The 21,177-nt window shown below is 57.6% G+C and carries 22 protein-coding genes; 15 read left to right on the top strand and 7 right to left on the bottom strand.

Annotated elements, in window-relative coordinates:
* Positions 1–377: 377 nt before the first annotated feature.
* The 11 genes from bfr (at position 378) to Dform_RS00870 (ending at position 10,880) form a co-directional block, all read left to right on the top strand.
* Positions 378–845 (top strand): bacterioferritin, encoded by a 468-nt coding sequence (gene bfr, locus Dform_RS00920; RefSeq protein WP_076003352.1) that lies wholly within the window; start codon positions 378–380, stop codon positions 843–845.
* A gap of 343 nt (positions 846–1,188) precedes the next feature.
* The gene (gene aroF, locus Dform_RS00915) at positions 1,189–2,238 is read left to right on the top strand and encodes a 3-deoxy-7-phosphoheptulonate synthase (RefSeq protein ID WP_076003351.1); all 1,050 of its coding nucleotides are present in this window, start codon (positions 1,189–1,191) and stop codon (positions 2,236–2,238) included.
* Positions 2,239–2,242: 4 nt separating this feature from the next.
* Positions 2,243–3,322 carry a 3-dehydroquinate synthase gene (gene aroB, locus Dform_RS00910; protein ID WP_076003350.1) on the top strand — a complete coding sequence of 360 codons (1,080 nt, stop codon included), beginning with the start codon at positions 2,243–2,245 and terminating at the stop codon, positions 3,320–3,322.
* Positions 3,319–3,972, top strand: coding sequence for a type I 3-dehydroquinate dehydratase (locus tag Dform_RS00905; protein ID WP_076003349.1), 654 nt, complete (start codon positions 3,319–3,321; stop codon positions 3,970–3,972). Before aroB ends, Dform_RS00905 begins: the two co-directional genes overlap by 4 nt.
* Positions 3,969–4,799, top strand: a complete 831-nt coding sequence (locus Dform_RS00900) for a shikimate dehydrogenase (protein WP_076003348.1) — start codon at positions 3,969–3,971, stop codon at positions 4,797–4,799. Before Dform_RS00905 ends, Dform_RS00900 begins: the two co-directional genes overlap by 4 nt.
* Complete coding sequence (locus tag Dform_RS00895) at positions 4,796–5,326, top strand: shikimate kinase (protein ID WP_083635298.1); 531 nt, start codon at positions 4,796–4,798, stop codon at positions 5,324–5,326. The genes Dform_RS00900 and Dform_RS00895 overlap by 4 nt, the downstream gene beginning before the upstream one ends.
* Positions 5,307–6,569 (top strand): 3-phosphoshikimate 1-carboxyvinyltransferase, encoded by a 1,263-nt coding sequence (gene aroA / locus Dform_RS00890; RefSeq protein WP_076003347.1) that lies wholly within the window; start codon positions 5,307–5,309, stop codon positions 6,567–6,569. Before Dform_RS00895 ends, aroA begins: the two co-directional genes overlap by 20 nt.
* Positions 6,562–7,659: a chorismate synthase gene (gene aroC / locus Dform_RS00885; protein WP_076003346.1), complete on the top strand. Its 1,098-nt coding sequence runs from the start codon at positions 6,562–6,564 to the stop codon at positions 7,657–7,659. The genes aroA and aroC overlap by 8 nt, the downstream gene beginning before the upstream one ends.
* On the top strand, positions 7,656–8,735 hold the full coding sequence (gene pheA, locus Dform_RS00880; protein WP_076003345.1) for a prephenate dehydratase: 1,080 nt from the start codon (positions 7,656–7,658) through the stop codon (positions 8,733–8,735). The genes aroC and pheA overlap by 4 nt, the downstream gene beginning before the upstream one ends.
* Complete coding sequence (locus tag Dform_RS00875; RefSeq protein ID WP_076003344.1) at positions 8,732–9,622, top strand: prephenate dehydrogenase; 891 nt, start codon at positions 8,732–8,734, stop codon at positions 9,620–9,622. Before pheA ends, Dform_RS00875 begins: the two co-directional genes overlap by 4 nt.
* Before the next feature lie 61 nt (positions 9,623–9,683).
* Positions 9,684–10,880, top strand: coding sequence for a hypothetical protein (locus tag Dform_RS00870; RefSeq protein WP_076003343.1), 1,197 nt, complete (start codon positions 9,684–9,686; stop codon positions 10,878–10,880).
* Between the two features lie 62 nt (positions 10,881–10,942).
* Here the strand turns inward: Dform_RS00870 and argC are convergent, their stop codons facing one another.
* On the bottom strand, positions 10,943–11,962 hold the full coding sequence (gene argC / locus Dform_RS00865; protein ID WP_076003342.1) for an N-acetyl-gamma-glutamyl-phosphate reductase: 1,020 nt from the start codon (positions 11,960–11,962) through the stop codon (positions 10,943–10,945).
* Between the two features lie 84 nt (positions 11,963–12,046).
* Here argC and Dform_RS00860 point away from each other — a divergent pair, with 84 nt between their 5' ends.
* Positions 12,047–13,231 (top strand): aminoacetone oxidase family FAD-binding enzyme, encoded by a 1,185-nt coding sequence (locus tag Dform_RS00860; RefSeq protein ID WP_076003341.1) that lies wholly within the window; start codon positions 12,047–12,049, stop codon positions 13,229–13,231.
* Between the two features lie 108 nt (positions 13,232–13,339).
* Here Dform_RS00860 and dnaK read toward each other — a convergent pair whose 3' ends face one another.
* The 6 genes from dnaK to Dform_RS00830 form a co-directional block, all read right to left on the bottom strand.
* The gene (dnaK, locus tag Dform_RS00855; RefSeq protein WP_076003340.1) at positions 13,340–15,256 is read right to left on the bottom strand and encodes a molecular chaperone DnaK; all 1,917 of its coding nucleotides are present in this window, start codon (positions 15,254–15,256) and stop codon (positions 13,340–13,342) included.
* A 67-nt stretch (positions 15,257–15,323) separates the two neighbouring features.
* Complete coding sequence (locus Dform_RS00850; RefSeq protein ID WP_076003339.1) at positions 15,324–15,836, bottom strand: nucleotide exchange factor GrpE; 513 nt, start codon at positions 15,834–15,836, stop codon at positions 15,324–15,326.
* A gap of 66 nt (positions 15,837–15,902) precedes the next feature.
* A complete protein-coding gene (hrcA, locus tag Dform_RS00845; protein ID WP_076003338.1) occupies positions 15,903–16,946 on the bottom strand; it encodes a heat-inducible transcriptional repressor HrcA in 1,044 nt (347 codons plus the stop codon).
* 72 nt (positions 16,947–17,018) lie between these two features.
* On the bottom strand, positions 17,019–17,921 hold the full coding sequence (locus Dform_RS00840; protein WP_076003337.1) for an RluA family pseudouridine synthase: 903 nt from the start codon (positions 17,919–17,921) through the stop codon (positions 17,019–17,021).
* Positions 17,922–18,398 (bottom strand): signal peptidase II, encoded by a 477-nt coding sequence (gene lspA / locus Dform_RS00835; protein ID WP_158513445.1) that lies wholly within the window; start codon positions 18,396–18,398, stop codon positions 17,922–17,924. It lies immediately after the preceding gene.
* Between the two features lie 10 nt (positions 18,399–18,408).
* Complete coding sequence (locus tag Dform_RS00830; RefSeq protein ID WP_076003336.1) at positions 18,409–18,774, bottom strand: TraR/DksA family transcriptional regulator; 366 nt, start codon at positions 18,772–18,774, stop codon at positions 18,409–18,411.
* A gap of 224 nt (positions 18,775–18,998) precedes the next feature.
* Between Dform_RS00830 and Dform_RS00825 the strand changes: the two genes are divergently transcribed.
* The 3 genes from Dform_RS00825 to lgt are packed head-to-tail and all read left to right on the top strand — an operon-like array spanning position 18,999 to position 21,174.
* Positions 18,999–19,424, top strand: a complete 426-nt coding sequence (locus Dform_RS00825; RefSeq protein ID WP_076003335.1) for a Fur family transcriptional regulator — start codon at positions 18,999–19,001, stop codon at positions 19,422–19,424.
* Positions 19,425–19,426: 2 nt separating this feature from the next.
* On the top strand, positions 19,427–20,347 hold the full coding sequence (locus Dform_RS00820; protein ID WP_076003334.1) for a metal ABC transporter substrate-binding protein: 921 nt from the start codon (positions 19,427–19,429) through the stop codon (positions 20,345–20,347).
* 38 nt (positions 20,348–20,385) lie between these two features.
* A complete protein-coding gene (gene lgt, locus Dform_RS00815) occupies positions 20,386–21,174 on the top strand; it encodes a prolipoprotein diacylglyceryl transferase (RefSeq protein WP_076003333.1) in 789 nt (262 codons plus the stop codon).
* Positions 21,175–21,177: the final 3 nt, after the last annotated feature.

The following is a 21,177-nucleotide window of genomic DNA, read 5'->3' as shown; positions in this document are numbered from 1 at the left end:
GAGGAATTAAAGGAGAGAACCTCGCCGCGTAGGGTCAGCGGCGCTCGCCCGCCCTCTTCCCGTTATCCATCAGGCTTCGCGACTAGTCGGGGAGACTTTGAATGACCGATCGGTAATTTCATTGTTCCCGTAGCGGCACGGCACGCCGTGCCCATCCTGCCGTAGGGCGGGTTTTTAACCCGCCCGCCTCGTCTTTCCTCGCCCCCGCGTGGGAGAGGAATTGAAGGAGAGGGCAATCCCCCCACTCACCCGAACTGTTTACTGAAAACTGTAAACTGTCGACTGATAGCTGATAGCTGAAAGCTGGCAGCCGCCCTGTTTGTAACTGGATTTTTCGGTGGTAATATTGAGTTATATCCAAATAACAAGGAGGCAAAATGAAAGGCGATACCCAGCTTATTGCGACCCTTAATTCACTTCTGGCCGACGAACTCACCGCCACCAACCAGTACATGGTTCACGCCGAGATGTGCGAAAACTGGGGCTTCGAGAAGCTCCACAAGACGATCCAGAAACGCGCCATCGTCGAGATGAAGCACGCCGAGAAACTTATCAGCCGCATCCTCTTCCTCGAGGGTGTTCCCATCGTTTCGGAGTATCGCAAGATGTATATCGGCGCCGACGTCCCCAAGATGTTCGAGAACGACCTCATGCTGGAGAACGGCGCCGTCAAGTCCTACAACACCGCCGTCAAGCTTGCCCGTGATGTCGCCGACAACGCCACCCGCGATCTTCTCCAGTCCATCCTCGACGATGAAGACGGCCACGTCGACGAGATCGAGACGACCCAGGACCAGATCGGCCAGATGGGCATCCAGGTCTTCCTGTCCACCCGGGTCGAATAACTTCCGATTATTCCTCTCCCGCAGCTTGGAGAGCACTGAAGAAAAGGAACCCCCCGGTCAGCCGGTGACAAAAATCGCAATCCTAATCAGGGGGAGCCGCATGGCTCCCCCCTCACCTCCCTTGACAACCTTTTTAGCCCGTGTTATCTTTACCGAAATGTCGATGCGCAAATATTACGTCTATTACTACTTTACCTGGTGCCCGCAGGGCACGTCGGGGAGGTACGGCGTCGTCGCGTAAAAGCACCGGTTACACCAAAAACAAAGCACAAATCCTCCCAAGTGGAGGATTTTTCAGTTTATAGGGGACTTTCAACAGAAATTCGGAAAGGAAAATGAACAAATGATCATCATGAAGAAGGACGCCACCCCGGAGCAGGTGCAGCACGTCGTCGACGAAGTGGCAAAGGTCGGTCTGAGAACCGATGTCTCCCGCGGCGCCTATCTCACCATCATCGGCCTCATCGGCGATGAGACCAAAGCGGACTTTACCCACCTGGCAGCCCTTCCCGGAGTAAAGGAGGCCAGGATGATCGAAGCGCCCTACAAACTGATAAACCGTGAATACTCCAGCGCCTACGGCGAGACCGGCACCCGCGTCGTCAAGATCGGCGACGTCGAACTCGGCGGCGACGAGCCGGTGTTCATCGCCGGGCCGTGCGCTGTCGAAAACCATGACGACCTGTTCCGCATCGCTGAAAAATGCAGGGCCGCCGGTGCCCAGATCCTCCGCGGCGGCGTCTTCAAGCCCCGCTCCTCCGTCCACTCCTTCCAAGGCCTCGGTTCGGCCGGTACTGAAGAAGCTATCGAGGCTCTCACCTGGCTGAGGGACGCAGGCCGGGAATTCGGCATGCCGGTGGTGACCGAGGTCCGCGGCGAGGCCCAGGTAGACCTGGTGAGCCACTACGTCGATATGATCCAGATCGGCGCCCGCAACATGTACGACCAGGATCTCCTCCAGACCGCCGCCCGCAAGAAGCTGCCGGTGATGTTCAAGCGTCACTTCGGCGCCTCTATAGAGGAGTTCCTTTGTTTCTCTGAGTATATCGCCGCCGAGGGCAACAAGGACATCATCCTGTGCGAGCGCGGCATCGTGCCGCTGGGCAAGGGCAAGAATTTCACCCGCTACATGCTCGACCTGGCGGCGGTGCCCGTTATCCAGAAGGAGACCTATCTGCCTATCATCGTCGATCCCAGCCACGCCACCGGGCGGCGTGACCTCATCCGGTCGATGAGCCTGGCCTCGATAGCCGCCGGCGCCGCCGGGCTGATGATAGAAGTCCACGACCGTCCCGAGGAAGCGCGTTGCGACGCCGCCCAGATGATCCAGCCGTCTGAACTGAAAGACATCATCGACTCGGCGAGACAGCTGAGAAAGATTGCCGTAAAATAGCGCCATGTCAGTTCAGCTTTGCGTCGATCTTAGTGACCGCGGCTACCCTGTCCACATCGGCCAGGGCTTGCTCGGCCAACTGCCGGATCTATTAAAGGAAGCCGGGTTCCTCGGGCGGTTGATGATTGTCACCAACCCGGACATTGCCGGGCTGCATGGCAACCGTCTCCTCGGCACGTTGCGTTCAGCCGGGTTCAGCCCGGAGCTGGTCCTGGTCCCCGGAGGAGAGGCTTACAAATCCCTGGTGACCGCCGGACACCTCTACGAAGACCTTTCGAAAAAGCAGGCTGAACGCGGTACGCCGATCATCGCCCTCGGCGGCGGCGTCATCGGCGATCTGTCCGGGTTTGTCGCCGCCACCTACCAGCGGGGAGTGCCTTTCATTCAACTTCCGACCACGCTCCTGGCGCAGGTTGATTCCAGTATCGGCGGCAAGGTGGCGGTCAACGTCGGCAGCCTCAAGAATATGGCCGGGGTTTTCTACCAGCCCAGGATGGTCGTGGCCGATATCTCAACCCTGTCGACTTTACCGATCGACGAATTACGCAACGGGATGGCCGAGGTGATTAAATCGGCGATCATCGGCGATGCCGAACTCTTTGCATTTCTCGAAAGTGACATGCCGCGAATATTGAATCGGGAACCGGAGGCGCTCAGCTTCATCGTCGAGCGTTCGGCTGTGGTCAAGGCGCGCATCGTGGAACAGGACGAGCGGGATTCGGGAATCCGCAACTATTTGAACCTGGGGCACACCTTCGGCCACGCCTTGGAAACGATCACCAGATTCGAAATGAAGCACGGGGCGGCGGTGGCCGCGGGCATGGCGGCCGCAGCGCGTTTATCCCGGCTTTTGAACCTGCTGTCGGGAGCAGACAACGATCGGATTATCAACGTTATCGCCGCCGCCGGATTGCCGGGCGCTTTCGACGCCGGTGCCCGATCAGGCGCTTTCATCGAAGCGATAAGCCATGACAAGAAAAAAACCGCCGGCAAGCTGAAATTCGTTCTGCCTGCCGGCATAGGTAACGTCATCATAAAAGACGGTATCGAGCCGAACGAAGCGATCGAGGCGTTGAGAGGGTGAAACTTAAAATCTGCGGCGTCATCACCGAAGCTGACGAGGCGGCAATTAGAGCCGCCGCGCCCCTGGTCAATCTCTTTGAGGTCCGGATCGATCTTATCGGACCGGAATGGCCTGCCGTCGCCGGGAATCTGACCAGCCCCTGGATCGCCACCAACCGGATGGCTGCCCAGGGCGGTACGTGGCAGGGTTCGGAAAGCTCCCGGTTGGAAGAACTGATGAAAGCCCTGGATCTGGGAGCTTCCATGGTCGATCTGGAACTGATCACCCCCACCGTCGGCGAAATGGTCGCCGCGGTCAAGAAAAAGGCCAGATGCCTCATCTCTCATCACGATCTGGACGGGACGCCTTCGCCAGAATTGTTGCCCTTCCTTATAAAACGTCAGCTTGCCGCCGGCGCCGATATCTGTAAGCTGGTGACCACCGCTAACGCGGTCAGCGACAATGTCAATATATTAGGATTATATAACCAGTTCCCGGGCAGCAGCCTGGTCGCCTTCGCCATGGGAGAGGCGGGAGTGACCAGCCGGGTTATGGCCCCGTTGTGCGGCGCTCCTTTTACCTACGCCGCCCTCGATTCCGGCAAGCCATCTGCCCCCGGGCAATTGACCGTTTCTCAACTGGCCGAAATTTACAGGCGGATGAAGGTATGATCAACACCGATACGAAAATGGTTGCCCTCATCGGCAACCCGGTCGCCCACTCCGTTTCCCCGGCGATGCAGAACGCCTCATTCCAGGCGCTGGACCTTGATTTCGTTTACCTCTCTTTTCAGGTCCCGCCGGCCGCCCTGGCTGAAGCGGTCAATGTCATCCGCGGACTCGGTTTCAGGGGCGCCAATATCACCATCCCCCATAAGACGGCGGTGATGCCCTTTTTGGATGAGATCGACCCTGCCGCAAAACGTATCGGCGCGGTCAACACCGTCGTGAATACCCAGGGCAAACTGACCGGCTACAACACCGACGCCCCCGGTTTTCTGGCCGCTCTCAGGCAAGGCGGCTTCGAACCGAAGGGTCAAAAAGCCGTAGTCCTTGGAGCCGGGGGCGCGGCCAGGGCGGTCGTTTTCGCGTTGCGGGACGCCGGCGCCACCGTCACCATCCTCAATCGGACCCATGAGTCTGCGGTCAATCTTGCCAGGGAGTCCGGGGCCTTGAGCTTTGAGTTATCGGAGTCCGGGCTCAAATCTGCGATGAAGGGGTCTTCGCTCGTGGTGAACACCACCAGCCTGGGGATGACCCCCGATGTCGGCTCTACCCCGCTGCTCGCGTCCTTCCTGAAGCAGGGACTCTTCGTATTCGACACGGTCTATCGCCCCAGGCAAACCCGCCTGTTGCAGGAAGCCGAAGCCGCCGGCTGCAAAATCATGGGCGGGCTTGAGATGCTGCTTGAACAGGGCGCCCTTGCTTTTGAACTCTGGACCGGCCAACCAGCGCCCCGTGACGTCATGCGGCAGGCAGCCGCCGAGGCCTTGCGGTGAAAAGTAATATCTCCCTGATAGGTTTCATGGGCTCCGGCAAATCAACCGTCGGTAAAAGACTGGCCCGCCGTCTTGAACGCGACTTCATCGAGACCGACCGGTTGATAGAGGAACGCGCCGGCATGCCTGTCGGCGATATCTTCCAGGAGCGAGGCGAGACCTGGTTCAGGGACGCGGAACAAGAGGTGATCAAAGGCATTTCGGATTCAGCTCAAAATGCTGTCATCGCTTGCGGCGGCGGCGCGGTCATCCGGCAGGCCAATATCGAACAATTAAAGCGTTGTTCTGTAGTGGTGTATCTTGAAACGCCAATTCCAGCGCTGAAGGAACGGTTGGCCTCCAGCCGGAAGCGGCCGCTGCTAAACCGCCCGGATCGGGACACTGTGATCGAGGAGTTACATGAGGCCCGGCGTCCGGTCTACGAGGCTGCCGCGGATGTCACCGTCAAAACCGGAAAGAGGCCTTTTGCCGCAGTCATCAGCGAAATAATCGACAGGTTGGGAATAGATGAGAGCGACCGTCACTAAAGGCTCCTCCGGTGGTACGGTAGCCGCCCCGCCTTCAAAAAGTTTCACCATTCGTGCCCTTTTCGCCGCCGCGCTCGCCGAGGGTCAAAGCCGCGTCGTCAATCCTCTGATCTCGGGTGACACTGAAGCTGCCGCCGAAATACTGACGCAACTTGGCGCCAGGATCGAACGGCATTCCGGGTACTGGCAAATATCCGGCGGTAACCTGAAACCATCGGGCGAGGCGTTAAACTGCCGTCAATCCGCGGCCACCCTCCGCTTCCTGGCCCCCCTCTGCGCCCTCCTCGAAGGCACCAGTTACCTGACCTTCGACCCCGGCCTGGCCCGGCGGCCGATGACCCCCTTCACCGACATCTTCCGTCAGTTGGGCGTCTGCGCCGATCTCACCAACAGTTACGTCAAAATCATCGGTTCAGGCGGGCGGTTCAGCTCCAATAACATTTCGCTGCCCGGGAACATCAGCTCTCAATTTGTTTCCGGGCTTTTGCTCGCCGCGCCGCTGGCCAGAGACGGACTGGTCATCAGTCTTTCGACTCCTGCGGAATCCAAAGACTACCTCCGGATGACCATTTCATGCCTTCGCCATTTCAGTGTTACGGTCGAAACCGACAACGAACTTACCGGATTTCGGATAAAGAGCCAGGCCTATACGCCGGCGGACTACGCCGTTGAGGGTGACTGGTCGAGCGCCTCGTACTTTCTGGGTCTGGGGGCGATTGCCGGCGCCACCACGGTCGCCGGGTTGAATACCGGCAGTTTCCAGGCCGATAGATTCATGTTAAACTGCCTGCGACAGATGGACGCCAAGGTGCTCACGGAAAAGAACGGCGTTTCCGTCTTCCCGTCACGCCTTAAACCGATCGATGTCGATCTCAACGAAGCTATCGACCTGCTGCCGACCGTCGCCTGCCTGGCCGCCGTAGCCGGTGGGCAAAGCAATCTGACCGGCCTCGGCCGCGCCCGCCTCAAGGAATCGGACCGCGTGAAGGCGGTAGCCGATAATTTGAAAATCATGGGCATCGATGTCGTCGAAGGGCCTGGTATATTAACGGTTGCGGGCGGCAGTCCTCGGGGAACCGTGATCGACAGCTTCGGAGACCACCGCATTGCCATGGCTTTCGCTATGTTGGCGACAGTCTGCGGCGACACGGTGATAACCGGCGCGGAGTGCGTCAACAAGACCTATCCCGGCTTCTGGGAAGATTTCAAGCTGGCCGGAGGAAAGGTGACTCTGAGTGAATAATTCATTGGGCGAAGTTTTTCGTATCACCAGCTTTGGCGAGAGCCACGGCGATTGCGTCGGTATCGTCATCGATGGCTGTCCGGCGGGGTTGCCCATCCATATCGACGAGATACAGCGCGAGGCAGATAAACGCAAGAGCTCGCGTAATCGTCCCCTCGCCACCGGAAGGCGTGAAGCGGACAAGGTTGAGGTATTTTCGGGCGTGTTCAACGGTTTCACCACCGGGGCGCCGATCTGCCTCGCCATCTGGAACCGCGACATCGATTCATCCGAATACGAGAAGATCAAAAACGTCTTTCGCCCCGGCCATGCTGATTTCACCGCCTATGAAAAATATGGCGGGTTCAATGACTGGCGCGGCTCCGGGAGATTTTCGGGCCGGATTACCGCCGGTTTCGTCATGGCCGGCGCCATCGCCAAGAAACTCCTTGCCACGATCGGCATCGACGTCATCGGCCACACCATTGAGATCGGCGGCGTCAAGAGCAGCCCGCCCCAGCGGATCGCATCCATCCGCGCGGCTATGGCCACAAATGAAGTCTCCTGCGCCGACCCAGCCGCCGCTGACGCCATGATCGAACTGATCAAAGCCGCAGCTAAAGACCATGACTCGCTTGGCGGCGTGATCGAAGCCAGGGCAGAGGGTTTGCCTCCCGGCCTCGGCGAGCCGGTTTTTGACACCCTCGAAGGGTGTTTATCCAAAGCCTATTTCGCCATCCCCGCGGTCAAGGGAGTGGAATTCGGAGCGGGCTTCAGCGTCTCCCGTTTGAAAGGCTCCGAAGATAACGATGCTTTTTCGGTTGTCGGCGGCAAGATCGTTACCACCACCAATAACCACGGCGGGATCCTGGGCGGCATATCGAGCGGTATGCCTCTGGTGGCTCGCCTGGCCGTGAAGCCGACGCCTTCGATCGGTAAATTGCAGCGCACGGTGGATGCGGAAACCAGGGAGCCGACCTCCATCGCCGTCGGCGGCCGCCACGATACCTGCATTGTGCCCCGCGCGGCTGCAGTGGCTGAGTCGATGACCGCTATCGTACTGGCAGATTTCGCCCTCCGCGCCGGGAAAATTTCGAGGGTACTGAAATGAGCCTTGATGAATTGCGCCACCGGATTGACCAGCTCGACGAGAATATCGTCAAGCTTCTGGCCGAGCGCCTTGCCGTAGCCGAAGCCATAGGGCACGAAAAAAGCGCCTCGGGAAACGCCCCGATAGACCCCGGCCGTGAACGCAAAGTCCTGGACCATGCTATTTCCACAGCCGCGGCGGGCGGCATGAGCGCGGATGAGATAACTGAGATCTACGGCAGCGTGATCAAGCTGGCTCGCCAGCGGCAGGAAACGAGCGTTGCCTTCCAGGGTGAGGCGGGGGCATATTCCGAGGCTGCCGCCCTGGCTTATTTCGGTCCACGGTCAGTGACCAGGTCGTGCGAGTCGCTCGAAGAAGTCTTCAGGCAGGTCGCCAACGGAATCGTCCAATTCGGCATGATTCCCATTGAAAACTCCGTTGAAGGCAGCATTTCACGTTCGTATGACTTGATGCTGGAATCCAACCTGATGGTTTCCGGTGAGCTCAACCTGCGGGTCAATCACTGTCTTATCGGCAATCCGGGATCGACCCTGGACGGCATCAAGCGCGTCTATTCGCATCCCCAGGCGCTTGGGCAGACCGGCCACTTCCTGCGGCAGCTTCATTTGGAACTCATCCCGGCCAGTGACACCGCCGGCAGCGTCAAGCTGATCAAAGAGAAAGGCTTCACGGACGCCGCCGCGGTCGCCTCAGAACGGGCTGCCGCCATCTACGGGATGAAGATTTTAGCCCGGGACATCATGGACAACCCCAACAACTTTACCCGGTTCTTCGCCCTGGGACTGCATGACGCCCCGCCTTCCGGCGATGACAAGACTTCCGTGGTCTTTGCCGTCAAGCACAAACCGGGCGCGCTGTATGAGTTCCTTCGCATTCTGGCTGAACGCCAGATTAACCTGACCAAGATCGAGAGCCGCCCCACCCGTAAGAAAGCCTGGGAATACAACTTCTACCTCGATTTCGAGGGACACCGTCAGGATGAGCGGATTAAAGCCGCCCTGCCCGCGCTCGAGGAACAGACCCTTTTCTTCAAGATTTTGGGTTCCTACCCTAAAGCCAGGACGGAAGGCAAATGAATTCCGGCACAGCGGCAAAAAGAGTGGCCATCGTTGGCGGTTACGGCAAGATGGGCGCCTGGTTTGCCCGTTTTCTGGAGTCTGAGGGCTTCGCGGTCACCATTATCGGCCGCGATAAAGACAAACTGGCAAAGGCGGCTATCGAACTCGGGGTGGCCGCGACCGACCGGTTTGAACGAGTTGCGGAAGCCGATATCGTTGTTCTATCGGTACCGATAGACGCCTTCGGGAGTGTCTGCCAAAGCCTAGCGCCGAATGTCGGAGCAAATCACAAAGTTGTCGATCTTACTTCAGTAAAAACCAGACCCGTTGACACCATGCATCTTCATTTCCCCCGCTCGATAGTTCTCGGCGCCCACCCGGTCTTCGGCCCCGGCGCCGCGGGACTCGGCGGTCAGAACTTCATCCTGACCCCGACCAGCGACCCGGAGAGAGATTTCGCAGAAAATATTTCGGGTTGGCTCGCCGCACGGGGCGCCAACGTCCGGATAATGCCGCCGGAAGAACACGATCGCCTCATGTCCATTTCGCTGGGACTGGCCCACTTCATCGCCATCATCACCGCGGACGCGCTCGTCAGCCTGGACAAGTTGACTGATATGAATGGCGCCAGCGGCATCACTTACAAGGCCTTGCTTACCCTCGTCGAGAGTGTCCTGTCCGAGGACCCTTCCCTATACGCCTCGATCCAGCTGAACCTGCCCCAGATTCCCGAAATCGAAAGCCTGTTTTCTGAGAAAGCCCGGGATTGGGCGGCAATGGTAAAGCAGGGGAACCGGGATGAATTTGTCCGCCGGATGAGTGAGCTCAAATCCAGGTTGGAAGCGGCAAATCCTGATTTTGGCCGGTCGTATCAGAACCTCTACCGGTTGATCGATCGCGAGTGATGGTAAACCGTTACGCGCGGGTAAAGTTGGTAAAACCAGGCAGGGCCAATGAGGACGTCACATGGGATTTCTAAAAGGCCTGGGGCTGGCGTTAATAAGTATCCTTCTCTTTTTATCGATCCTCCTGCTCGGGGTCGGCGTTACCGTCAACACTACCGCGCTTAACCCGTCATTCATAAACCGGCAGATCGAAAGGCTGGATGTCGCAAGCCTCATTGATGAATCCGTTTCCAATGACCCCGCGGCCGCTGAACTTCCGCAGGCGATGCGTGATTTTTTAAAGAACGGGCTCCCGGCTTTCTCCCAGGAAATCAAGACCGCCGCCAAGGACGCCAACAGCCGGTTATTCGATTATCTTCTCGGCCGTATCGACACCCTTGATCTCGGGGCGGTCCTGGGTGATACCGTCCTGGAACCGGACTTGGTCTATTCTCTGGCCGATAAGATCGATTGGCCTTCGCTGGTGGACGAACAGGTCCGGAAGGAGCTCCTGAAAAATGGGGGCGTCGATCCAACTTTCGGCTATTTGCTCGATTATATCGGCGATGCCGCCGTTAAACTGGATCCCTGGATTAAATCGACACTCCGGGAAATTGTGCCGCCGGTCCACGATTATCTGTTAGGCAAGACACAAACTCTTGATGTTTCAATCTCGTTGGAACAACCGACGGTCGTTTTGTATTCAACCTTTCTGGACGCTTTCAACCGGTTCCCGCCGCCGCAGCTGGCCGGGTTGAGCGCGGCCCAAAAACAAGCGGCGTTCAACAATTTCTTTTTCTTTGAATTCATCCCCGCCCTGCCGGCGGCGATAGACATTGACTCAAGCTTTTTCAGCGGAGCCCCCCAGGAAATCGCCCAGGGGTTTTCCGACCTCAAAACCGGCCTTGAAGACGCGAAAGCCTACCTCACTTACTACTGGCTGGCTTTTTACGGCTTGATCATTTTCATCGTGCTGCTTTTCGGACTCGCCTTACTGATCTTGCGCAGGTTCTCCGGGTTGCTTCTTTTTGGCGGAATAATCCTGCTCATCTTTGGCGCCTTGGGATCGATAGCTGTGATCGTGGCTGATTCAACCGTTTCAGCCGTAGATTTCGGCTCGGTTCCGGCCGCAATTCAGTCATGGCTGCCGGGGTTGGTACAGAACGCCTTGAACCCGTTCCTGTTCTTCAGCGTGGGGGTGGGAATTGCCGGCATCGTGGCCATCGTGACTTCGGCGTTGATGCGCCGGGAAGCGCCGCCGAAAACCGCGCAGACTTAAACCTGCGCCGGCTCCAGGCATCAAAATGAAACGGGGCGCCGTGGATTCGCGCTGGCGGGGTTTCAGGGGAATTGGGCCAACCTGGGCAGCCCTGTTTCTTCGGGGAGACCAAGCATCAGGTTCATGTTCTGAATTGCCTGCCCGGCGGCGCCCTTGATCAGGTTGTCTATGGCGGCTATACAGATCAATAAACCGGTGCGATGATCGATTTTGGTGTACACCAGGCACATATTGGTGCCGGAGGTGTGTTTGGTGTGGGGAGCTTCCGATACTACGCTGACAAACGGCTCGTCCCTGTAGAAGTCATGGTAGATTGCGGTAACGTCGGTCTCAGATACGTTGTTATTGAGTTTGGCATAGCAGGTGGCCAGTATGCCGCGCGTCATCGGAATTAAATGCGGGGTGAAAGTCACCCCGGTGATATCGCCGCTGACGCCCGCCAGCTCCTGGAAAATTTCCGGCTGGTGCCGGTGCGAGGCGATGGCATAGGCGCAAACGTCCTCGTCTGATTCGCAAAAATGGCTGCTGAGTTTGAGGCTTCGTCCCGCCCCCGATACCCCGCTCTTGGCGTCTACAATGACATTCCCGCCAACGACCCCAGCCTTGAGTGCCGGCCCCAGCGCCAGGATGGAAGCCGTGGGGTAACATCCGGGATTGGCGATGACCCTGGATTGCCTGATTTCCGCCCGGTGCAATTCCGGCAGGCCGTAGACCGCGGTTTTCAATAATTCGGGCGCCGGGTGCTTGAAGCCGTACCATTCATCGTATAGCCCTGGGTCCTTAAGTCTGAAATCCGCGCTGACATCGATAACACTGACGCCTTGTTCGATGAATGGGATCAGTTGGTCCGCGCTCTCGTGGTGCGGTAAAGCTGAAAAAACCAGGTCAACTTCATCGAGTTCAGATTTGATCGTGAGATCCAAATTTGCCATGTGCGGGAATACCTGGCCAATCCTTTGTCCGGCTGAGCTTCGGCCGGTTACCGAGACCAGTTCAACTCCCGGATGCCCGGCCAGAAGCCGGGCCAGTTCTATTCCGGCATACCCGGTCACGTTCAAAATGCCTACTCTTGTCTTTGCCATAGCGTCTCAGTATAGCAGTTTCTGTTTCGGCGTTTCGAGTCACCTGAGAAATTCATTTTTCGGACATGTTATCATATTGAAAATATGGAAAAGTTTGATTTGGCAATCATCGGCGGAGGAGCCGCCGGCATCGTCGCTGCCATCAGCGCGGCTACCCGCGGCAAATCCGCCGTAATTCTCGAAAAAACGCCCTCTTTGGGGAAGAAAATTCTGGCGACGGGCAACGGTCGATGCAATCTTCTGAATGATAGACTCGATTCCAGCCACTATAACCCGGCGTCCAGGGGATTGGTGGATTCCGTTTTCGAAAAATTCGGTAAATTTGAAATGCTGGGTTTCTTCGAGAAGCTGGGGCTTTCAGTTTTCTCCCAGGAAGGGCGGATTTTCCCCAGGACGAACCAGGCGGCTTCAGTTTTAAGGGTACTGGAACTGGAGCTACGGCGGCTGTCCGTGCCCTTAAAATTCAATTTTGATTGCGCCGGCGTTGTCCCCACCCCCGGCGGGTTCACCGTTTCGTCTAGATCCGGTGATACGGTGAAGTGCAAAAACGCCATCCTCACCGGCGGCGGCAAAACTTACCCGTCGTTCGGTTCCGACGGGAGCGTTTACGAAATTGCCCGCCGTTTCGGCCACACGATCATCGAACCCGTTCCCGCGGTGGTGCCGCTGTTAGTGAGGGATACCCTCTGCCACCAGTTGCAGGGGCAGAAGATCTTTGCTTCAGCCCGCCCCGTCATCAATGGTGAGGTTGGGCCCGAGGTTACGGGAGATCTGCTGTTCACCAAGTACGGGCTTTCAGGCACCTGTATCCTGGATGTTTCGGAGGCCATCTCGATCGCCCTGGCCAGGCAGGCCAAAACCCAGGTCTTCGTGGCGGTCGATATGGTGCCGTTTATGAGCGAAGAAGCCTTGAAAGAAGAACTCAAACGAAGGTGGAATCAGGTTCCGGACACAGCGGATATTTTGGCCGGAATACTGCCGAATAAATTCGGCCCGGCTTTGCGCCCCGTATTCGATAGCGGCATCGATGCAGCGGTAAATTCTCTGAAACACCGGTTATTCCGGGTATCCGGGACGTGCGGTTGGAACGAAGCCGAATTTACCGCCGGGGGCGTCTCGGTTGATGAGATCAACACGGGAACCCTCGAGTCCAAAAAGCAAAAGGGCTTTTTCTTCGCCGGAGAAGTCCTGGACGTCAACGGGCAGCGCGGCGGCTACAACCTGGCCTGGGCATGGGCTTCGGGTTGGGTGGCCGGGGCTGCGGAATAAAAACCGCTGGTCCGGGCTCAAATTACCGGTCAGTCCGGATTCGATGACAAAAAAGGGGGGAGGGGCTTTTTGCCCCTCCCCCCTTTTTAACTTGGTTTTTATTTCCGGCTAAACTTCGCGGAATTCGCCCTCGACAGTTCCCTCGTCGCCGGGTTTCTTGCCGCCCTCTTCACCGGGAGGCGGCGGTTGAGCGCCGGGCGGCGGCGGCTGGGCTTTGTAGACGGCTTCGCCCAATTTCTGCATCGCCTCAGACAAGGTCTGTGTCGCCGACTTTATGGCGGCGGCATCGCTGCCCTGCAAGGCTTGTTTGACGGCCTCGATTTTGGCCGTGATATCGGAATTCATTTCGTCCGGTACCTTGTCCTTGTTGTCCCTGAGCATTTTTTCAGCCTGGTAAGCCAGGGTATCGCCCTGGTTCTTGGCCTCGGCCAATTCTTTGCGGGCGGTGTCTTCGGCGGCGTGGGCTTCTGCCTCGCGCTGCATTTTGGCCACTTCATCCTTGGACAGGCCGGAGGACGCGGTGATGGTGATCTTCTGCTCCTTGCCGGTGCCCTTGTCCTGGGCTTTGACCGACAAAATACCGTTGGCATCGATGTCGAAGGTGACTTCGACCTGCGGCAGGCCGCGGGGCGCCGGCAGGATGCCGTCCAGCATGAAGCGACCCAGGGTCCGGTTGTCGGCCGCCATGGGGCGTTCGCCCTGGAGGACATGGATCTCCACGCTCGGCTGGTTGTCCGCGGCGGTCGAGAATACCTGGCTCTTGGAGGTCGGGATGGTGGTGTTGCGGGGGATCAGCGGAGTGGCGACCCCACCCAGGGTTTCGATACCCAAAGTCAACGGTGACACGTCGAGCAGGAGTACATCGGAAACCTCGCCTTTGATGACGCCGGCCTGGATGGCGGCGCCAATGGCGACGACCTCATCCGGGTTGACGCTCATGTTGGGTTCCTTGCCGAAGAACTCCTTGACCCGGGCGCGCACCAGCGGCATGCGGGTCTGGCCGCCGACCAGGATAACCTCGTCAATTTGCGAAGTCGACTTGCCGGCGTCCTGGAGGGCCTGGCGGCAGGGTGCGATGGTCTTTTCGACCAGGTCCATGACCAGCTGCTCCAGCTTGCTGCGGGTCAGGGTGATATTCAGGTGCTTCGGACCGGAGGCGTCGGCGGTGATGAACGGCAGGTTGATCTCGGTCTGCGCCACCGTCGACAGCTCGATCTTGGCCTTTTCAGCCGCCTCTTTCAACCGCTGCATGGCCGTCTTGTCCTTGGAAAGGTCGATACCCTGGTCTTTCTTATATTCGGCGACCAGCCAGTCGATGACCTTCTGATCAAAATCGTCGCCGCCCAGGTGGGTATCGCCGTTGGTGGACTTGACCTGGAAGGTGCCTTCGCCCAGTTCGAGAACCGAGACATCGAAGGTGCCGCCGCCCAGGTCGTAAACGGCGACGGTTTCTTCCTTCTTCTTGTCGAGGCCGTAAGCCAGTGCCGCGGCGGTCGGCTCGTTGACGATCCGCAGTACTTTAAGGCCGGCGATCTGACCGGCGTCCTTGGTGGCCTGGCGCTGGGCATCGTTGAAATACGCCGGAACGGTGATAACCGCTTCGGTCACGGTTTCGCCCAGGAAAGCCTCGGCATCGGCCTTGAGTTTCTGCAGGATCATCGCGGAGACTTCAGGCGGTGAGTATTCCTTTCCGCCCAGAAGTACCTTGACTTCGTTATTCGGCCCCTTGGTGACCTTATACGGTTTGCGGCGGGCGTCCTCTTCCACCGGCAGTTCGCGTCCGGCGGGTTCGCCCCACTTGCGGCCCATGAAGCGCTTGATGCTGTAAATGGTGTTCTCCGGGTTCAAAACGGCCTGGTTTTTGGCCTGGCGGCCTACCAGCCTTTCCCCGTTTTTGTTGACGGCAACCACCGAGGGCACCAGCGTCGACCCTTCGGCTGAAGGAATGACTACCGGTTCGCCGCCCTGGATTACCGCCACCTCAGAGTTGGTCGTACCCAGATCGATACCGACTACTTTGCTCATTACCTGAAAACCCTCCTTAAAACAATTCGATTATACTTCAGCAAATAAACAAGTCCTAAGTGCGCTTCTACTCCTCGATATCCTCGCACGATACCTTGACCTTGGCAGGTCTCAGCACCTTCCCCTGGAAGGTGTAGCCGGCCTGCAGTTCCTCAACGACTACGCCCTCTTCGCCGCGGCACCTGAGCACCGCTTCGTGAAGGCTCGGATCAAATTGCTCACCGACAGTTTTGATCTGGGAGATGCCTTCTCTGGTCAATAATTGCCGGAACTTCTTTTCGATAAGCGCCATGCCCTGCACCCAGGGCTCCTCGGCGGATTGAGGCGGCACGGCTGCCAGGGCGCGGCCAAAGTCATCCAGAACCGGCAGGATGGACATATAAGCGAGACTCTTGCCAAGTCCCACGCTCTCGGTTTTTTCGACCTCGGAACGGCGCTTGTAGTTGATAAAATCGGCTTGCGCCCGCTTCAAGTTGTTGAGATTGTCTTCGGCTCGGGCTTTCTCCTGCTCCAGGGCGCCCCGTAAAGCGTCAAAATCGCCTTCCATGATCCCGTCGCCGTTGTGTTCCTGTTCCATCATTCCCCTCAAATAGTTTCCTGTAATAAATATACCGCCCGCGGCGGTATATACCTAACGCGCCCTGACTCAATTACCGCAGTCGGTGGCCCCCGGCTCCCGGCCGTACAGTTCAGCTACCAGGGCGCTCATCACCAGCGAAAGGTAACGGACGGCGGCGATTGTCTTCTCATAGTTCATCCGGGTCGGACCGATCACTCCAAGGGTGCCGCGCGCTTCGTTCGGGAGACCGTAACTGCCCAGGACCACAGAATAGTCGCGGATGGTTTCTTCCCGGTTTTCCTGTCCGATGTACACCTTGATTTCCTGGCCCTGGAACTCCTCATCCCCCAGCATCGGGCCCAGCCGGCGCTTCTCGACCAGCTCCATCAGTGAGTGGGCACGCTGGCTCCTGGCAAATTCCGGTTGCTCGAGGAGATAGTTCAGACCTTCAAGGTACGGCTCTTCGTTGCGCTGCTCATCTTCAGCCTGCATCATCTTGATGACCGCGGCCTGAACCTTCTTCTCGGTGTCCGACAGGAGCATGGCAGACTTTTCGATCTGCGACCTGGTCTGGCCGTCGAAACCTTCATTTAGTTTGCCGGACATCGCCGCCAGTTCGAACTGGCTGATTGAGTTATCGAAACTGACCAGCTGCTGGCGTACCCGGGCTCCCCTGAGGATCAGGACGGCCAGAGCCAGATTTTCCTGCAGCGTAACCAGTTCCAGGTGATGGTACTTGCTTGAAGTCTGCCTGGGCTGGGTCACCACGGCCACGTTATGCACCCGCTGGGACACCAGGCCTGCCGCCAGCGACAGCCAGTTTTCCATCTCCTTCTCCACCTGGTGGAACAGGTGGTTGATCAGGAGTTGCTCGTTGATCGGAAGCTGGGCGTGCTTGATGCTCTCGACGTAATAGCGGTAGCCTTTGTCGGAGGGGACGCTTCCCGCCGAGTGATGCGGCTTCAGGATATACCCTTCCTCTTCCAGGCGCATCATCTCGTTGCGGACAGTCGCCGAGCAAACGTCAAGACCGCACTCGGTGGCAACCGACGCGGAGGATACCGGTATGGCTCGCTCGATGTACTGCCGGATGATGCTGGAGAGTATGGTCTCCGATCTTGGATTGAGCATAACTTATATCCGTTAGCAGTCCGGGGTGTCGATTGCTAACAAACGTAATTTAGCACTTTTGAGACGGATTTGTCAAGGTAAAGGGGTGAGTTTAGCCAACCCTGCGGTGAGATCCGGCGCCAATTCGGAGGTGAAGCTCAGCGCCGTACCGGTTTTCGGCTGGGTGAAACTCAACCGGTGGGAATGGACGAACTGCCGTGGAAACAACTCGGATTTCATCCCGTAAGTTTCGTCCCCTGCCACCGGAAAACCGATAGCCGCCAGGTGAACTCTGATCTGGTGGGTGCGCCCGGTGAAGATCCGGACTTCCAATAAAGTGTAGCCCCTGTAATACCGGATCACCTGATACTGGCTTTTAGCTTCCCTGCCGTCTTCGGTGACCGCCATTTTTTTACGGTTGCCCGGATGCCGTCCGATGGCCGCTTCGATGATGCCCCTCTCGGGCTCCACTTTCCCTTTGACCAGCACCAGATACGTCTTGATCACCTGGCGGTCTTTGAACTGCTGTGAAAGGGCAGCCTGGGCCTGCCGGGACCGGGCGACCACCATCAGTCCGGAGGTTTCCTTATCAAGCCGGTGGACGATGCCGGGGCGGTCGCCGCCGTCTTCCTGCAGCTCGGGGTATCGCCCCAGCAGGGCGTTTAACAGGGTGCCGTCCGGGTGTCCCGGAGCCGGATGGGTGGTCAGTCCGGGGGGTTTGTCGATAACCGCCAGGTCGGCGTCTTCGTAAATAATCGTGAGGGGGATCGGTTCGGCACCATGATTCCCCGAAGGAGAGGGGGGAATTTCAATTTCGATCTGATCGCCCGCCTTGATCAGGTGTGACGGCTTGGCCGTTTTGCCGTTGACCTTTATTGAACCGCCGTCGATAAGTTCCCTGATACGGGCACGGGACATCGCTGGAATTTTCCCGGTGGCAAACTTATCCAGCCTGACTTCGCTGGCGTCAGAGATGAGAGTGATTTTCTCCGGCATTTAACGCCCCGCCGCTTGTCCGGAGCGAAGGTAAAGAAACGCCATAAGGATCATGCCGACTACCACTGCCGAATCCGCGACGTTGAAAGCCGGCCAGGGGCCGGCTTTAAGAAAATCGGTGACAAAGCCGTAGTAAGCCCGGTCTATCAGATTTCCCGCGGTTCCGCCTGCCGCCAAACCCAGCCCGATGCGCCCCCAGGTGTTCTCCAGGAAGCGGAACTGGTGAGACAGGGCGATCACCGCGATGACAATAAGGGCCAGGCTGCTGGTGACGATAAGTATGGGGATAGAATTCTGGAATATGCTGAATGCCGCCCCGGTATTTTCGGCGTGTACCAGCTGGAAAAAGCCGTGACTCGGGATGGCTTCTGAAAATGAAATATAGGTGCGGACCAGGTGCTTGGTCAGTTGATCAAGGCCGACGATCACGGCCATGATGAATGCGGAAAGGCCCAGGTTTTTGACGCTGAACTTCAAAGGGAAGATTTTATCCCGGTCGGTTGAGTTTGGTTTTACAGGTGACGCACAATTTTGCATAGGGCAATATCTCTAAACGGGCCGGATCTATTGTCTGGCCGCAATTTTCACACCTGCCGAACGTCCCCTTATTGATCTTGGACAGGGCGTATTCGACTTCGGCCATCTGATCCAGGACCCTTTTTTCCAGGGCCAGCCGGTTCTCCAGGTCCGCGGTTTCGGTAGCTTCCTCTTCACGCTTACCGAACGGAGAACCTTCCCGCCTGTCTTCCTGGGGTGCAGACGCTTTCAGCGCCTCCAGTTGTTCGGAAAGACGCTGGTAATCGGCTTTGAGGCGATTCGTTACCTCATCATAGTTTTTCTTTTCCGTCGCCATGTTCGTCCTCCCGGGTTGATCAGCGTTTGTGCCTATGCGCCGCTATAGCTGAAAATCAGGGAAACAAATCGTAAGCCGGAACCGGGGCTCACCCCTCACCGGCAACAATAAGTGTATACGATAACCGGCTGATTGGCAATATCTCATAACCGCCCGAAATTTTGGAATTTGACACCATCGACTGCCTTTGTTAGATTTCAATTGAAAATGGTTTTCGTTTAATCATGACCTGTTCCAAAGACTTACTCGGGGAGATGAAGCGCGCGGGTTACAAGTTAACCCCGCAGCGGCGTGCCGTCGTGGAAGCGGTGCTGTCGGCGGACAGGTCCTTGACCCCACAGGAACTTTATTCAAAGCTGACCGGAAAACATCCGGAAATTGGTCTGGTGACTGTCTACCGGACCCTGGACGTCTTGAACAGCCTGGGTCTTTTGTGCCAGTTCCAGCCCCAGGGCAATGCCCGTAGTTTCAAAGCGGGCCCGCCGGAACATCATCACCACCTGGTCTGCCGGGGTTGCGGCGAAGTGGTCGATTTCACCGGCCGCTGCCCCGTCGAACTCAAAACGAGCCTGGAACGGGAAACCGGCTTCTTGATCACCCACCATCAACTCGAGTTCGCCGGCTACTGCAAAGATTGCCGGAACAAGTAGTCATGAAAAAACGAATCCTGATCGTTATCTTATCCACTCTTATCCTCGTAACGGGCTCGATTGCTGTGTTGGGCTGCGGCAAGCCGGTCAAAACCGGCACATCAATCGTTGTGACCTATTCCGTCCTGGGCTCGATCGTCAAAGACCTGGTCGGCGATGCCGCGGCGGTCACCGTTTCCATCCCCAACGGCCAGGACCCCCACGACTGGGAACCGTCAGCCAGGGACATTGAGACCATCAACAACGCGGATCTGGTCATCGAAAACGGCCTCGGCCTTGAGGCGGGACTTGAAAAAACGCTGAGCCAGGCCAGAGCCAACGGTGTGCCGTTCTTTACCGCCGCTGACCACATCTCTGTCCGTCACGTCGGGCAGGGCGAGGGCATCCCCTCCGGCGACCCGGACCAGGTTATCGGCGCGCCCGATCCGCATTTATGGATGGATCCTCTAACTATAAGAGATGTGGTGGTGGCTCTGGCGCCGGTATTGAAAAACACCCTTCAAATAGACGTATCCGTCCGGGCGACCGACCTTGAAAGCCGGCTGACCGGTCTGAACTCCGAACTCGCCGGGATACTCGACCAGATTCCTCAAACCGATCGCAAGCTGGTTACCGGTCACGAATCCATGGGTTACTTCGCCCAGCGCTACGACTTTAAACTCGTCGGGGTGATCATTCCCAGCCTGTCGTCCCAGGCCGAGGTTTCGGCCGCCGACCTGGCGGCGCTGAAACAGGCCATTCTGGACAACAACGTTAAGGCGATTTTCACCGAGATCGGGACATCACCGGTGGTGGCGCGGGCGATAGGAGACGAAACCGACGTTAAAGTCGTGGAATTGACGACGCACGTGTTGCCCGCCGACGGTTCGTACTTCACTTTCATGAGAGGGGTGACAAATACGATCGTCACTGCTATAAAATGAACTTGGGTATATACTTTGGCTGAGGAGTTTTTCGTTTAATGTCATTCCAGATCGGCCCTTTCAATATCCACATGTACGGCGTGATGCTTGCGCTCGGCGCTCTAGCCGCCATATTTATCGCTTACATCGAAGCCAGGCGCCGCGGGGAGAATCCGGACCACCTTTTCAATATGGCCCTGATCGTCATCCCGCTCGGTGTAATCGGCGCCCGGTTATACCATGTCATCGACCAATGGTCGTACTACAGCGCCAATCCGGGCAAAATCATCGGCGGCGCTGGCCTGGGCATATTCGGCGCCGTAGCCGGCGGGCTTCTCGGCCTCATCATCTACACCAGCTGGAAAAAACTCAATCTCCTGCGGTGGGCCGACATTCTGGCCCCGGGCCTTATCCTTGCCCAGGGCATCGGCCGGTGGGGCAACTTCTTCAACCAGGAATTGTATGGTTATCCTACCAGCCTGCCATGGGGAATTCCGATCGATCCGGCGCACCGCCTCCCGGGATTTGAGCAGTACACCCACTTTCACCCTCTATTCCTGTACGAGTCGATTCTGGATATTACCGGATTTGTTTTCCTGATGATCATCGGCAGGAAACTGAAGGACCGTCTCAAAAACGGCGATATCATGCTCATGTACTTCATCTGGTACGGCGTGGTCCGCTTCATCCTCGAGGGTTTCAAGATCGAGGTCTGGACCATCGGCGGCATCCCCACGGCGAGATGGATTTCCGGGGCGCTGGTTATCGGGTGTTCCATAATTCTATGGCTCCGCCACCGCGGGAAGAACCCTGCAGCCGGAGGCAGCGGTTCGGTCGTTCAAAGCTGAAAA

Origin of the sequence: Dehalogenimonas formicexedens (genome assembly GCF_001953175.1) — a bacterium.
GTDB classification, from domain to species: Bacteria; Chloroflexota; Dehalococcoidia; order Dehalococcoidales; family Dehalococcoidaceae; genus Dehalogenimonas; species Dehalogenimonas formicexedens.
Note: the sequence above shows the minus strand (reverse complement) of the source record. Positions and strands in the feature narration are given on the sequence as shown.

Excerpts from the sequence above, each read along its gene's own strand:
- Dform_RS00850 (WP_076003339.1), bottom strand. The coding sequence starts at position 15,836 with ATGATGGAACAGGAACACAACGGCGACGGGATCATGGAAGGCGATTTT.
- pheA (WP_076003345.1), top strand. The coding sequence starts at position 7,656 with ATGAGCCTTGATGAATTGCGCCACCGGATTGACCAGCTCGACGAGAAT.
- aroF (WP_076003351.1), top strand. The coding sequence starts at position 1,189 with ATGATCATCATGAAGAAGGACGCCACCCCGGAGCAGGTGCAGCACGTC.
- Dform_RS00840 (WP_076003337.1), bottom strand. The coding sequence starts at position 17,921 with ATGCCGGAGAAAATCACTCTCATCTCTGACGCCAGCGAAGTCAGGCTG.
- Dform_RS00860 (WP_076003341.1), top strand. The coding sequence starts at position 12,047 with ATGGAAAAGTTTGATTTGGCAATCATCGGCGGAGGAGCCGCCGGCATC.
- Dform_RS00820 (WP_076003334.1), top strand. The coding sequence starts at position 19,427 with ATGAAAAAACGAATCCTGATCGTTATCTTATCCACTCTTATCCTCGTA.
- aroA (WP_076003347.1), top strand. The coding sequence starts at position 5,307 with ATGAGAGCGACCGTCACTAAAGGCTCCTCCGGTGGTACGGTAGCCGCC.
- argC (WP_076003342.1), bottom strand. The coding sequence starts at position 11,962 with ATGGCAAAGACAAGAGTAGGCATTTTGAACGTGACCGGGTATGCCGGA.
- lgt (WP_076003333.1), top strand. The coding sequence starts at position 20,386 with ATGTCATTCCAGATCGGCCCTTTCAATATCCACATGTACGGCGTGATG.
- bfr (WP_076003352.1), top strand. The coding sequence starts at position 378 with ATGAAAGGCGATACCCAGCTTATTGCGACCCTTAATTCACTTCTGGCC.
- aroB (WP_076003350.1), top strand. The coding sequence starts at position 2,243 with ATGTCAGTTCAGCTTTGCGTCGATCTTAGTGACCGCGGCTACCCTGTC.
- dnaK (WP_076003340.1), bottom strand. The coding sequence starts at position 15,256 with ATGAGCAAAGTAGTCGGTATCGATCTGGGTACGACCAACTCTGAGGTG.
- Dform_RS00870 (WP_076003343.1), top strand. The coding sequence starts at position 9,684 with ATGGGATTTCTAAAAGGCCTGGGGCTGGCGTTAATAAGTATCCTTCTC.
- Dform_RS00825 (WP_076003335.1), top strand. The coding sequence starts at position 18,999 with ATGACCTGTTCCAAAGACTTACTCGGGGAGATGAAGCGCGCGGGTTAC.
- Dform_RS00900 (WP_076003348.1), top strand. The coding sequence starts at position 3,969 with ATGATCAACACCGATACGAAAATGGTTGCCCTCATCGGCAACCCGGTC.
- Dform_RS00875 (WP_076003344.1), top strand. The coding sequence starts at position 8,732 with ATGAATTCCGGCACAGCGGCAAAAAGAGTGGCCATCGTTGGCGGTTAC.
- hrcA (WP_076003338.1), bottom strand. The coding sequence starts at position 16,946 with ATGCTCAATCCAAGATCGGAGACCATACTCTCCAGCATCATCCGGCAG.
- Dform_RS00830 (WP_076003336.1), bottom strand. The coding sequence starts at position 18,774 with ATGGCGACGGAAAAGAAAAACTATGATGAGGTAACGAATCGCCTCAAA.